The organism is Flavobacterium sp. OHVDL-2026-0007 (genome assembly GCF_059882335.1).
The window spans coordinates 453,545-467,212 of record NZ_CM187612.1; the positions used below are offsets into that span (position 1 = coordinate 453,545).

Sequence of the window (13,668 nt, forward strand, 5' to 3'; positions counted from 1 at the left end):
TTTAGGTGGTAGTGTTTTTTTCTTTAGTAAAAAGTAAGGTTTCTATCTGTGATAAATCAGGATTGAATTGCACAAAAGAGGCTGGAAAGCCAGGTTTTATTTTTCCAAATTTGTTCTCCATACCAATAGCGCTGGCTACACGTGAAGTTGCCATCTGAATAGCTTCATCTGCCGAAACGGCTAAATGGTTATAGGCATTTTGTACCGCTTCTAACATCGAGATGGTGGCTCCGGCCAAATTTCCATCCTCATTTCTATAAAAACCATTGTCTAAATGAGCATCAAAATTGTCCCATTTAAAGTTGGCTACTTTACGACCTAAAAACGTAGCATCACTAATCAAGAAGAATTTATCTTGTTTTAACGTATAGGCTATTTTAGCAGCAGCGTAATCACAATGCGCACCATCTAGAATAACTGGAGCGTATACCTTTTCATTTTCAAAAGTAGCTCCAACCAAACCAGGTTCACGATGTCCAAATTGAGTCATGGCATTAAATAAATGGGTAACGAGTTTGATTCCTTTCGAGAAATAAGCTTGCGCTTCTTTATAAGTAACAGTGGAATGTCCTATTGAAAGGACAATGTCGCTATCAAGTAACATTTGAAGTTGTTTGTCTGTAAAACATTCTGGAGCAATGGTCATGACTTTGATGACATCTTTACCCAATCGAATAATCTCTTCGAGTTCTTGGTCTGTAGGTTTGCGTACCTGATCAATACTATGAGCCCCACGTTTTAATGGATTCAAAAAAGGACCTTCCAAATGCATACCAATGACCCCATTGTCATGTTTTTTCATATAAGCACGAACGGCTTCAATTCCCTGAAGAATGGTTTCGTGAGAAGAGGATATCAAACAAGGAAGCATATGGGTAGTACCATACTGAAGACTTGTTTGATAGATGTCTTCGATAGTGGCTTCAGTAGGCGTTTGACTAAAATAATGCTTTTCTCCACCGTTGATTTGAATATCTATAAATCCGGCGGCAATATGGTTTCCTTTTAAATCAATCGTTTCAATATCATTTGGGATTTCTTCTTGTATTGAAAGTATAATTCCGTTCTCGACAATAATGACTCCGTTACTAATGATTTCATCACCAGTATGTACAGTAGTATTGATAATCGCTTTTTTCATTTTGATTCAGTATGTAAAATAAAGCCCTTGGGAATGGAAGATCCACAAGGGCTAATAGGGTTCTTTATTTCTTTATTGATTTTCTTTTTTTGGTAGGTTTTTTGAAAGTATCTTTTCCGTCAGTTAACCATTTTAGAGAAAAGCTCACAAATTCATTTTTAGTGTATTCATCCTTTTCGAAGAAAAGACCGATGTCTCCATTTTTCAGAACAGTAAGAGACGAATAAGCTGAAGGACCCGCATATATTGTTTTTCCTTCTGTCCATGTTTTCCCTTCGTCATAACTAACACGAACAGTCATGTTCATTCTGTTTTTTTCCATTTTAGCATTTGAAAAAAGGAGGCGGTTTTTGTCAGATCCATCTGCTTTGGCGCTGTATCGAATGATTTCCCCATTGCAACCTGGATCCACTAAGTTGGGTGCTGCTTTTGAGTCCCACGTTTTTCCTTGATCTGTTGAAGTATGCACATAGCGCATTCCACCTTTGTTCACTCTGGCGTTGATCATCCAAGTTCCATCTGCTAATTCGATAATTTTTGATTCATCAGCGGGTTTTATAGGGGTATCGATCAAAGACCATGTTTTTCCGTGATCATCACTACTAAAAATATGCAAGCCCTGTTTTAAATTCACCAAAGTATGGATCAGCTTTCCACTTTTCGTTTGCGCACCACGTCCCGAGGTGATGAATTTAAAATCATTATGCCATTCTGGTTTACTGATTTGACTGGTGATATCTTGTGCTTTACTCCAGGTTTTACCATTATCCGCACTCTTTACTACGTGTAAGTAAAAAACATCTTTTTCCTTATCTAAGTCCATATAATTATAGAACAAGAAGATTTCATTGGTTTGATGATCCACAATCATAGAAGGATCTGAGGCAGATTGACCAAAAGGATAATTCACTACCGTTTCAATGGCAGACCAAGTTTTACCATTATCGGTACTTCTGCGTTGTACGATGTTAATGTCTTTGCTAAATTTTAAGTCTCCACAACCCGGTACACGTTCGTCAATGGCTGCGATAAGATCACCATTAGGAGCGGTCACGATCGAAGGGATTCTAAAGCATTGAACATCTTTCACCATAGAGGTGTTGAATAAATCTTGATGTGAGATTACCCCATCTGCAATTTTATAGGTTTCATTTTGAGCATAAAGTCCTGTAGCAGCAATTAGTAAAAAGGATATGAAAATTTTTTTCATGATAAAACGGGTTTATGATTATGTTGTATTTCTATATAGGGGAGATGAAATTCCTCTGCATAAGGTTTCCTATACATTCTGTAGTATTGGTACAGGCAAAGAACTGTTGAAAGCCTTAGTTCCAATAATTAGACCAATATATTAATTTTATTTATTTAAGTGTTCATTTAATAGTTGTAAACAGTACCATTCCTGACGTGGTAGGTGGAAGGGGCCTTTAAAAAGATTACCCTTTGCTGTTTGAGCTACAGTTCCATCTCGGTGAAGGTACCCAAACCATTCACCCTTTTCTTTATCATGGAATTTGCTATAAGCGTAATCATGAATCATTTTGTGCCACTGAGCATATTTTTCATCTCCTGTAAGGGTATAAGCCAATAGAGTGGCAATAATAACTTCATTATGAGGCCACCAAAATTTCATGTCTTGCCAGTATTCCTGAACAGGTTTACCGTATACGTCGACAAAGTACATGATTCCCCCGTGTTCTTTGTCCCAACCGCGTTCCCACATATAATCCAACATCTTACAACCTAATGCAATCAAATGAGGATCATTGTTTCTGTATTTAGCTTCATGCAATATAAACCAAGCGCCCTCTATCGCATGACCAGGATTCAAGGTGCGTCCGTCGATATGATCAATTATGGAACCGTCTGGAGCTACTTGTTCCATGACACATTTAATATCGTCCTTGACAAAATCTCGTTCTATTTCGGCGATCCATTTGCTAATCCATTCATCGCAACGTGGGTCTCCAATATTTTCTCTTAACTGTTGGGCTGTATTGATCATGATCATCGGTGCTCCAATTCCTTTTGAGGGGCGTACCGCTGTATATTTGGGTTCTAGTAAACCTGGAATACTGGTGTATTTGATGCATTCTCCAAACAACTGACGTGCTTGCTTCGCAATGGCTTGATCTCCACTGGCCTTGGCATAGGCACTCATGGCGATCGCTGCAAAAGTTTCGGAAAAATAATAACGACGTTTGCGAATTGGTCTCCCGTCACGCGTAACATGAAAGAACATTCTGCCATCGGTATCAAAACAATGTTTGTTCATGAAATCAATTCCAGATTTGGCTCCTTCCAACCATTCTTGTTTGGGTTCGATTGTATTGTAAAGAGTCCCCAACATCCAAGCAGCTCTTCCTTGAAACCATACTGATTTGTCGTCATCAATTAAATCACCATTTCGATCACGCATTAATAAATAGCCTCCATGAATGGGGTCCACTGATTGAGGAAACCAAAAAGGTATAGTGTTGTTTAGTAATTGGTTCTGGTAGAAATCTTTTAGATTTAACAGATCAGTTTTTGAATAGCTCATTTTAGTATATTTTTAGACTGGTGCTTTTTGTTCACCAAGTGTTGATAGTTTGTTGTTTGTTCGTGATTTTAATGACTGTGCCAATGGGTTTCTTTTTTTAAGATTAATTTAAAAAGAGCTTACTTTTTTATAGGGACACCAGAGTCCACTTCTATTGAAAAAGTAGAACAAGGAAGCTGGGCTTCATTGACTAAATTTGCTGTGGTATAGGGTTTCCATGCGTATAAAACGGTTTTTATGGTTTGGTTTTCAGCAATAGAGAGTACCACTTGGTTCTTACTAATGCGGGCTTTGGATTCGATTCGGTTGCCTTTTTCGGTGACTAGTTCAAAACCTAGTACTTCCTTCTCATTGGCTGTCGCTAATTGTTTGGCATTGGAAAAAGAAAGTAGAATTTCATTTCCTTTTTGTATGGCTTTTAAAGGAGTTGGGCCATTGGCTGTCACTGCTTTTCCATAGCTGCCTTTTAAGGCGAGTAAAGCCAAGCGCTCTGCAACTTGTTTTTTCCTGATGGGATGAACATCGGTAGGATCTCCAAAATCCATACTCACAGCCATACCACTATTGGGAATTTTCTTTTGTATATTGTTTTGTGCTGCTCTAAAGCCAGGCCAGGTTGGTCGGTCTATACTCGACAATTGTACATAGTAAAAGGGTAGGCTAGTGCCCCAAGCTTTACGCCAGCTTTGGACCAATGTGGGCATTAAATGTTCATATAATTCTATGTTATGAGCATTGCTTTCTCCTTGATACCAAAGGAATCCTTTAATAGGAAAGTCGGTAAATTGGGTGACGCCGGCTTCATAATTATAAGCGGGTCCATAAGGATGTCTCTGTTTGGAATTAGTAGCATTTTTTAGGTTCATATCAGCACGAGAGCGCACCCATGGCATCAGAAAATCCGATTTTCGCCAATTGCTTAACACATCCACTACTTTGTCATCATGTTCTAAGGTGTAACGATCGATCCAAGATTCAATTGGTGAACCGCCAACGGCTACCTCTATTAAACCTACCGGTACGTTTTCTTCTTGGATGATGCGTTGACCGAAGTAAAAGGCTATGGCTGAAAAATCTTTGGCACTGATAGAATCACAGTTGGCCCAATTTCCAGAAAAGTACTTCAATTGATTGGTCTTAGCCAAAGTAAGAGAATCCCATGGTATGTCATCGGTTTCTTGAATGGCTTTAAAATGGAACAAGCGCAGTTTAATATTTTGCTTGGCGTTTTTCACTTCAGCGGCTCCATGCTCTGATTTAAGTAATGGAAAAGCCATATTCGATTGACCTGAGCAAAACCACACATCACCAATTAAAATATTTTTTAGTACGATATGTTTGTCCTTAGAGGAAATCGCTATTTGATGAGTGCCACCAGATTTAAGGGCGGGAAAAATAGCTTTCCATTTGCCATAGTTACTGGTTGTAACTACTTTTTTAATCGTATTGAAGGTAATTTCCACTGGGTCACCACCATTGGCAGTACCATAGATGACAATGGGTTGGTTCCTTTGTAATACCATATTATCACTAAAGACAGTAGCCAATTTTAATCCCCCGAAATCCTGCGTTATATTGCTATAAACGGTTTGAGCCAATATACTTGCGCCTTCTTTTATGGGATGCAAGGCATCTGGAAAAAGATCAGGACGTGGGTATAAATTTTCATGTAGATCAATTAGACCTACAGCATTTGCTTTAGCGACCGCTGTGATATGTTCTTGAATTTGCCAGAACCAATCGCGAGTACCTGATTTAAATCGCGGATGCTCATTAAATATAGGGGTCATGCGACAGATGTATAATTTTACATTTGGATTTTGTTTTTTTAAAGTATCCAACAACCAAGAGTAATCGGCATCAAAATCTTCTTTGTAGTTAGGCCAGTTTCTAGGATCAGTATCATTTAATCCTAAATGAATAATAGCAATATCTGGTTTATAGGCAATAGCACGGGCACATGCTTCTGTTTTATAATAGGGTGTACTTCCTTTTTTCAAAAGAGTGGCTCCACTATGACCAAAGTTTTTTACCTCATATTTACTGCCCATCAATACCTGAAGTTGCGAAGGATAGGATTCCGTAGTGGCGTCGGTCAGTAAATAACCAGCGGTCACAGAATCTCCTATACACGCTATCTTGGTCAGGGGCTGTTGGGCGAACATTTCAAGATTGAGAAACATTGAAATGAAAAATAGGGATAAAAAGATACTTTGTTTTCTTTTACTCATTTTTTCCTAGAATAGTGTTACAAATAAGGCATTTTAAAAGCTGGGCAAAACCAATGGTTTTGCCCTAGCTTAAAAAAACCAAAGCCAACTAAAAATTTCTTATATCAAAAAAAGATGTTATTTATTATTGTTTATACGCCTGCAAAATCATTGACTTTTGGACGCAGAAAACTAATTTGAACGATTAAGGCAACCAGTACAACTCCGGCCATCAAGGCAAAACCAGAACCCAAAGTTCCTGAATCTGCTGATTTACCTAATAAGGAAGTGACCAAGGCTCCACAACCCACTCCTGTCATATTGAGTATTCCGTAGGCCGTTGCACGGTGTTTAGAAGAAACGAATTGACAGATGATCGGCATATTATTAGCATCGAACATACCATATCCGATACCAAAACATAAAACGGCGCCCACCACATGAAATAAGGAACTTCCAAAACCAATCAGTAGTAAGGCTGGAATGGTTAAACTCAAACCAATAGCACTGGTATAAACTCTTCCTTTTATATTTTTTTGTACCCATTTATCGGATAAAATACCACCAAAAATTACCCCAATTAAAGAAGAAAGTGAAATGGTAATGGTGGCTATAGGACCAGCCTGATCCATGGAAATACCTAAGTTGTCTGAAAATAGGGTAGGTAGCCAATTTTTGGTTGCCCATCCTGGTAAACTGATGATCGCGAAATAAAATAAAATGACCCAAAAAGAAAGGTTGGTAAAAAGCAAGGCCAATCCTTTAAAGAGAGAATCCTTTTGTTGCTGAGATACCGCAGTTTTTACTTCCTTTACTTTTTTCTCACTTAAAAGGAATACTAAAACAACAGAATAAATAACTCCTATAATTCCAAAATAATGAAAGGTTGTATGCCAAGAAAATTTTGCAGCGATAGTAGCACCAAAACCTCCTAAAGCAGATCCTACATAAAGTCCAGTCATATGAATTCCAATGGCAAGAGACCGTGTTTTCTGCTGATGGTAATCGGCAATTAACGATAAACCTGCTGGAATATACAGCGCTTCACTAACTCCCATAAGTGCTCTTAACCAATAAACTTGATTATAGGTTGTTGCATAACCCATGGCATAGGTAACGGCTGACCAAACAAATAAACTGCCTATGATTAACCATTTTCTATTTAATTTGTCTGCGACAATTCCTGATATGGGACTCATTAAAGCATAAATCCATAGAAAGATAGCCATCAAACGTCCAAAATTTTCACCGGAAACTAATTCAGGTATGTCTGCTTCCATAGATGGTCTCATGGTCGCTAACATTTGCCTATCCATATAGTTCAGTAAGGCTACAATCCACAACAAGGCGACTACTAACCAAGGATAATATTTAGAGTTTTTCATATTTTGGTATGCTTTAAAAATTTATTAATAGCGCTGCTCTTTTAATGTCCCTTAGTGGATAGTACCTAGCATTACATCAGGGGTACGAATTCCGGGCTTTATTTCTCCATTTGATAAAACAATTTTACCATTCCATAGCGTTGCTGTTGTAGTTACTTGGGCAAGAAAGGGTAATTCGCCTATCTTTGACCATGTATTGGTACGGGTGTTGTATAATAAAATAGCGTTGTAAAATCCTTTATGCGTGGTGTTTAATATGTTTTTATCGGCAATAAGCCTTGATTTTTCTTCTTCTGAAGTGGCTTTTGCGATTTGCGATAAATAGGTTTCAATTTTATGAAATGTAGTACCGTTATCACCACCTACTATTAAAATATTTTCTTTTCCTATGGCTACTCCAGCACCGGCTGAAAAGCAGGTTGTGCCTTTGTCATCTTTTATGTTGGCCTTATTCTCCCAAACTTGTTTTTGTAAATCAAAAGCCAAAGTAGTATTGTGTAAATCGCTGATGCCCGAAGGTGTTTTTGTTCTACCTCCAATAACATAGATGGACGCTGCTTCAGAATCATTTTGTACCACTACAAGCGCATTTGCTAAAGCAAAAGGCAAGTTGGGTAAGACTTTCCATACTGGTTTTTCTGCCTTTAAATCTAGGCTGAAAACAGCATCCGAGGATGTTGTAGCAAGATCTCCACCAAGGGCATAAACAACATTGTCCTTATGAGTAAGGGCTATATTGGTTATGGCTAGTGGAAAATCAGGTAAAGTTTTAGTTTCCACTTCATTTTTATCGCAATTCCAAGTGAGTAAATACGCTTTATTGGAAAAACCATTTTGATTTTCACCGCCTACATAAACGATACCCGAGTTTGTAGTGGTAGTACCTGCATAGGCGATAGGTTCGGCTAATCTAGCCTGTACTTTTTTATTCCAAGTATAGTGATTCCCTTTTTTTTGCAAGACATGAATTTCATCTGAATAATGTTTTTTTCCACCCTCCCAAGGCATTTTATCTTGAAAATTGGCTCCGCCTGCAACGATTAAAACATCGTTACTTACACCATTAATTGGCCCCGCGAATCCCAAGGAAAGACTTCCATCTGCATTTTGCAAGTGAGCAGCTTTTTTCCATTCGACTTTTGAGATAGTAGCTTTTTGAGAAAACCCAACTGTTGTTGACATAATAAAAAGAGTAAGGATTAGGTAAGAAAATGATGTATTCATAGTGTTTGTTTTAGAGAAAACGAACTAAGATTATTTTGATTTAAAAGCATCGAAATCTAAGCTTGCCACATCTTTTTTGAATAACTCAAATTGTTCGGCTGACATGTTTTTAACGGGTAATCTAAATTCCCCTAAATTTTGACCTACTAATTTCATATAGGCTTTACCTACTGAGATACCACCATATTTACCTAAAAAGCGAATCATATCAATTGATTTTTGTTGAAGCTTACGTGCTTTAACCAAATCGTTCGCATTAAAGGCATCAATTAAATCATAATATAAAGGAGCGGCATAGTTAAAAGTACTTCCTACTGCACCTTTAGCACCCAATACTAAGGCCGATAACATGTTTTCATCACGTCCCCAAAGCATATCGAATTTTCCGTCTTGATAACTCATACAGCTTTGGAAGTCCATGAAATCTTCGTGTGTATATTTTACTCCTGCAAAGTTTGGAAGTTTACCATCTAAGGCTCTTACCAAATCATACATAGCAATGTTCACTCCTGTTAATACTGGGATGTGATAATAATAGAAAGGCATATTAGGAACACTTTCGCCCACTTTAATACAAATTTCAGCTAGTGTATCTACATTTGATGGTTTAAAGTAAAAGGCTCCTGTTAAAGAAACAGCGTACAAACCAATTTCGTAAGCATGTTTAGCTAAATCAATACAATCTGCTAAGCAAGTTCCTCCAAGAAAAACCATTACTTTAAAATCAGCATCGTGATTGGAACAGTCTGCCCAAGCTTGTGCTACTGCTTTCTTTTCTTCTAAGGTAATGGATACACCTTCTCCTGTAGAACCATTAATGAATGCTCCAGTAACTTTGTTTCTTTTTAAAAAAGCATAGTAAGCAGGAATTAAGCTAACATCTAATTTTCCGTTACTATCAAATGGGGTGAAAGGAGCTGAAATAAGACCTTGTAAGTGTTCGATTTTCATGATGTTTTGTTTTTTTGTTTGTTTTTTTTATTTTGATTTATAGAACTGGAAATTTATAAAATCACCAATCTAATGTTTAAATTTAATGAGACTAAAACGCATTAACGCAGTTTTTTTGTAGAATAATCATACTCTTGAAATACTCTGGTTAATTATACTATTGTTAAAAACTTATTTAGTCCTTTACTATTGCTTGTTCCTGTGCTAGGAGTTTAGCAGCGATGCGTATCACATGGCTGTTTTTTTAGCAATGAAAAAATATTTTTTTAATAATGAATTGGTATTGCCGTCTGCTATCTTGATAGGATGTCTTTTACTACCGTGCTGCACTTATTTTTCGGACTATTCTTTAGATTCGCTTTTTTTCCAACAACTTGTTTAGGGCTGTTTTGTTTTTAGATTTGAAAGCTACAGCATTAAAAGCAGGCTATTTGTAGCTGCAGATAAAAGCTGTTTTGTTTGTACATAATATGTATAAACAATTTCATTACTAAAAGAAACTAAAAGTAAAAGAAAGTTTAATAAGTACTGTTTGGTAGAATAATCAGCGAAACAATTTATTATAACATTGTAAAGATATAAAATATTTTAATATGAAAACAAACGTTATTAAAATATTTTAATAATTAAATACATTATAATGAAATTTAACTGTTAATATAGGGAGATAACATCTTTTCTTTTATCACGCAACATGCGCCAATAACACCAGCACGACGGCCTAAAGTAGATTTTTTAAGTTTCATATCACGATTAACCAGTCCTAAAGAATATTTTTTTAAGGCTGATTGTATAGGTAGGAGGGCAAAGTCGCCTAATTGGGCAAAATCACCACCCACCACTAATAAATCGGGATTGAATATGTTGAGTAATATGGATAGGTAACGTCCCATATTTTCACTCTGTTTGGTAATTAAATCGATACATAAAGTATCTTCCAGTTTAACAGCTCCAGTAATAATGGCATGGTGCTGAAGGATAGGAGAGTTATCATCGAGGACTACTTTGGATTGTTTTCCTTCTGCGATAGCTTCTTTGAATTGATTGATGAGGGCCCAGCCAGAAATTTCGGTTTCTAAACAACCTAATTTCCCACATTGACACATAATGTTGTTATTGAAAATCGTACTATGTCCAAATTCTCCAGAATAACCCGATTTTCCATAATACAGCTTTCCATCGGTAATCATTCCGATGGCCACACCCCAACTATAATTGACAAAGATGATGTTTTGTTCATCGTCTACGACACCCTCACAGTATTCACCAAAAGTCATGGCACGAGTATCATTTTCTAAATGAACAGGTAAATCTAATTGCTCAGAGATAATTTCGGTCAAGGGTCTGTTTTCGCTAAAGAAATAGTTGTAGCTAAAACCTTCCATAGAATTGATACGACCAGAGAAGTTGATGCAAACACCCACTATCATTTTTTTCTCAACGGAACTATCCTCTATAAAGGAGTTGATTAGTTCACAAAAGGTAAGTAAAGATTTTTGGGTATTCTCTAAGATAAACGAAGTGCCGAGTTCAACACTAACCAATTCGTTTTTTATATTTTGTAGTCCAATAGACATACTTGAAATTCCTACTTCTACACCTAAAAAGTAGGCACAGGTCGGGTTGATACTATATAGAGAAGGTCTTCTTCCTCCACTATTGGTAATTTTCCCCATATCCACCACATAACCTTCAGCTAACAATTCATTTACAGCTTTGGTGATTGTAGGTACACTAGATTGTAGTTCAGTACTTAATTCAGCCATAGTAGAATTACCGCCAGACAATAAACGTTTGGTAATGGATTGCCTTAGCATATGCCATTTTTGACCAGATAGGGTTTTATCTTTACTAACGTCTAATAAATCTTTTAAGCTCATCGTTCTGTTGTTTAGTAGTTTCTGGGTATGTCTTGCAAATCTAAGGTATTTTTTAAATAATAATACAAATTAACTTGCAATATTAAAATATTTTTCTATTTAAAGCGATATAATAAAAATCAAATAGCAGAAAAAGGATTTGCTAGTAAGTGTTTGTATTAGATATTTAAGAAGAGGAGGAAGATAGGTAAATATTTTTAGGAATCAAGCCAGTTTTTGAAATTACTAATTTCTTTTTTGCTTAGTATAATAGGTTCAGTATCAGGTAAAGATACATTGAGTAGTAGTTCTATTTTTTGGCTAGAGTGCTTCACGATTTCTTGAATCGTATTTCTGTTGAGGATATATTTTCTGTTTATTTTAAAGAAAAGCTTGGGGTCTAGTTTGTACTTTAGGTCTTTAAGATTGCTATTGTATAAGTAACTGTTACCGGAATCGGTACTGATAAAAAGGTGCTTTCCAGTGGCAAAAAAGTACGTAATGCTGCTGTCATTAATCGATAGGAGTTTGTCTCTATGATTAACTAAAAAGTGATGTTGTATATTGTTTTGGTTTTCAATTTCAACCAAAGACTCCACAATGGGGTTGGGGTTAAAGCTTTCTTTTATGTTTTTGTATTTGGCTAAGGCTTCTAATAAATCTTCTTCTTCATAGGGTTTAAGAAGGTAATCAATGGTGAAATGCTTAAAGACTTTAACGGCATAAGAATCATAAGCCGTTACAAAAATCACTGGACATGAAACAGTAGTTTTTTCGAAAATATCAAGACTCTTACCGTCTCCCAGATGAATATCCATGAAGGCGAGATCAACCGTGTTCTCATTGAAAAACACCACCGCATCTTTCACTGATTTAATTAGTGTGATGGCACTAATAGGAATGATACTTTGCTGTTCGAGAATTGATTTTAGATAGTTTGAAGCGAGGTATTCGTCTTCAATAATGACTATTTTCATTTCGATTTTTTTCTGGCAAAGGTAAAAAAAAGCTCCGTTAAAAAACGGAGCTAGTATTCTTATAAATCGGGATTGTTTAATTTGGCATCTTTAGGGAAGGGTAGTGTATATCTCGGATCATTTTGGATCAAGGTATAAGCATCTCCATCGACAGTATGTATGATTTGTTTTTGAGAAGTTCTTCTTAAATCAAACCAACGATGTCCCTCTACAGCAAACTCACGTTGTCTTTCTTGACCTATAAAATCAAGAAGTTGCGTTTGTGTCATGGTAGCAAGCGAATTACTTAACTGATCATAAGCGGTAGCATTGTATCTGTTTTTGATAAAAGCCAACACAGTTGTTCTTGCATTAGGAAGATCACTTAATTGCGCTGCTGCTTCCGCTTTTGTTAGGTACAATTCAGAAGTTCTAAGCGTACTTTTTTGGGAGATTTCACCTCCTTTTTTAAAGGTGAATCTACTTCCGCTTGCTTGATAATATAACGTAAAACGTAAGTCATTTACTTTATCATATGCTCCTGTTAAACTAGGGGATGCATAAGAACCTCCCTTTAAACGGTTTTCAAAAGTATCCTCTAGAGCCAATATAGATTCTGCTCCATCATAATTGCTAGGCATTGTAGCTTTAGTGTTTAAGTCGATTAACGCATTTTTATAGCTCAGTGCTTTATCTGCCGCCTCGATTGCTTTAGCCCACTGATTTTGATACAAGTAAACACGAGATTCAAAAGCATATAGTGCCGCTTTTGAGAAACGGTAGTTCAGTCCTTTTATTTGCGTATCTAAGTTGAGCAGTTTTTGAGCTTCTTGGTTATCAGAGATTACCTGGCTGTAAATTACCGCTACACTTTCAGGGATGTAAGCTTGCTCTAAATCTATTTCTAAAGCTAGTGGTACCCCTTTGTCCGTTGCAGCAGTAGCGGCATTATAAGGTTTACCGAATAAGTTTACCAAATCAAAGTAGGTTAGTGCTCTTAAAGCATAAGCCTCTCCAATTAATTGATCTCTTTCCGCAGAAGCACTTAATTTTTGACTTGCTTCGTTGATAATTACATTGGTATAAAAAATAACATTGTATAAGTCTGCGTACTGAAAACTCTTGGTGATTTTATCAGGGTTGGCATCTTTCCAGATATGGACATCTCTGTAGAATACAAAATCATCTGTAAATTCACTAAGAATCAATTCGTCTGTACGTACAGCAGTCAGTGATTTGTGTTTTGGATAAACAGAATAGGCTTTGGTCAATACGGCTCTGAAGTCTGGAAGTGTTTCCGGAATTACAATACCCACTGGTTGTACTTCAAGATAGTCATCACAACTTACTGTGGCGATGGCTGCACCAAAAAAGAATATGTATTTTAATATATTTTTCAT

General features: G+C 36.6%; 10 protein-coding genes. All 10 read right to left on the reverse strand.

Annotated elements, in window-relative coordinates; all coding sequences use genetic code 11:
• Position 1: 1 nt before the first annotated feature.
• Complete coding sequence (gene nagA, locus AC51AA_RS01925) at positions 2-1,141, reverse strand: N-acetylglucosamine-6-phosphate deacetylase (RefSeq protein WP_500704060.1); 1,140 nt, start codon at positions 1,139-1,141, stop codon at positions 2-4.
• Between the two features lie 64 nt (positions 1,142-1,205).
• Positions 1,206-2,351 (reverse strand): sialidase family protein, encoded by a 1,146-nt coding sequence (locus AC51AA_RS01930; RefSeq protein WP_500704061.1) that lies wholly within the window; start codon positions 2,349-2,351, stop codon positions 1,206-1,208.
• 147 nt (positions 2,352-2,498) lie between these two features.
• Positions 2,499-3,683: an AGE family epimerase/isomerase gene (locus tag AC51AA_RS01935; RefSeq protein WP_500704062.1), complete on the reverse strand. Its 1,185-nt coding sequence runs from the start codon at positions 3,681-3,683 to the stop codon at positions 2,499-2,501.
• Between the two features lie 119 nt (positions 3,684-3,802).
• On the reverse strand, positions 3,803-5,914 hold the full coding sequence (locus AC51AA_RS01940; RefSeq protein WP_500704063.1) for a GDSL-type esterase/lipase family protein: 2,112 nt from the start codon (positions 5,912-5,914) through the stop codon (positions 3,803-3,805).
• Between the two features lie 131 nt (positions 5,915-6,045).
• Complete coding sequence (locus AC51AA_RS01945; protein WP_500704064.1) at positions 6,046-7,278, reverse strand: MFS transporter; 1,233 nt, start codon at positions 7,276-7,278, stop codon at positions 6,046-6,048.
• Between the two features lie 51 nt (positions 7,279-7,329).
• Entirely contained in the window at positions 7,330-8,502 is a 1,173-nt protein-coding gene (locus tag AC51AA_RS01950) for a galactose oxidase (protein WP_500704065.1), read from the reverse strand.
• 30 nt (positions 8,503-8,532) lie between these two features.
• Positions 8,533-9,453: a dihydrodipicolinate synthase family protein gene (locus AC51AA_RS01955; protein WP_500704066.1), complete on the reverse strand. Its 921-nt coding sequence runs from the start codon at positions 9,451-9,453 to the stop codon at positions 8,533-8,535.
• A 647-nt stretch (positions 9,454-10,100) separates the two neighbouring features.
• The gene (locus AC51AA_RS01960; protein ID WP_500704067.1) at positions 10,101-11,333 is read right to left on the reverse strand and encodes an ROK family transcriptional regulator; all 1,233 of its coding nucleotides are present in this window, start codon (positions 11,331-11,333) and stop codon (positions 10,101-10,103) included.
• A gap of 197 nt (positions 11,334-11,530) precedes the next feature.
• Positions 11,531-12,289, reverse strand: a complete 759-nt coding sequence (locus tag AC51AA_RS01965; protein ID WP_500704068.1) for a LytR/AlgR family response regulator transcription factor — start codon at positions 12,287-12,289, stop codon at positions 11,531-11,533.
• 59 nt (positions 12,290-12,348) lie between these two features.
• Positions 12,349-13,668 (reverse strand): RagB/SusD family nutrient uptake outer membrane protein, encoded by a 1,320-nt coding sequence (locus AC51AA_RS01970; RefSeq protein WP_500704069.1) that lies wholly within the window; start codon positions 13,666-13,668, stop codon positions 12,349-12,351.

What these genes read in the sequence shown, in the direction of transcription:
- nagA (WP_500704060.1), bottom strand. Translation starts at nt 1,141, where the DNA reads ATGAAAAAAGCGATTATCAATACTACTGTACATACTGGTGATGAAATC.
- AC51AA_RS01930 (WP_500704061.1), bottom strand. Translation starts at nt 2,351, where the DNA reads ATGAAAAAAATTTTCATATCCTTTTTACTAATTGCTGCTACAGGACTT.
- AC51AA_RS01935 (WP_500704062.1), bottom strand. Translation starts at nt 3,683, where the DNA reads ATGAGCTATTCAAAAACTGATCTGTTAAATCTAAAAGATTTCTACCAG.
- AC51AA_RS01940 (WP_500704063.1), bottom strand. Translation starts at nt 5,914, where the DNA reads ATGAGTAAAAGAAAACAAAGTATCTTTTTATCCCTATTTTTCATTTCA.
- AC51AA_RS01945 (WP_500704064.1), bottom strand. Translation starts at nt 7,278, where the DNA reads ATGAAAAACTCTAAATATTATCCTTGGTTAGTAGTCGCCTTGTTGTGG.
- AC51AA_RS01950 (WP_500704065.1), bottom strand. Translation starts at nt 8,502, where the DNA reads ATGAATACATCATTTTCTTACCTAATCCTTACTCTTTTTATTATGTCA.
- AC51AA_RS01955 (WP_500704066.1), bottom strand. Translation starts at nt 9,453, where the DNA reads ATGAAAATCGAACACTTACAAGGTCTTATTTCAGCTCCTTTCACCCCA.
- AC51AA_RS01960 (WP_500704067.1), bottom strand. Translation starts at nt 11,333, where the DNA reads ATGAGCTTAAAAGATTTATTAGACGTTAGTAAAGATAAAACCCTATCT.
- AC51AA_RS01965 (WP_500704068.1), bottom strand. Translation starts at nt 12,289, where the DNA reads ATGAAAATAGTCATTATTGAAGACGAATACCTCGCTTCAAACTATCTA.
- AC51AA_RS01970 (WP_500704069.1), bottom strand. Translation starts at nt 13,668, where the DNA reads ATGAAAAATATATTAAAATACATATTCTTTTTTGGTGCAGCCATCGCC.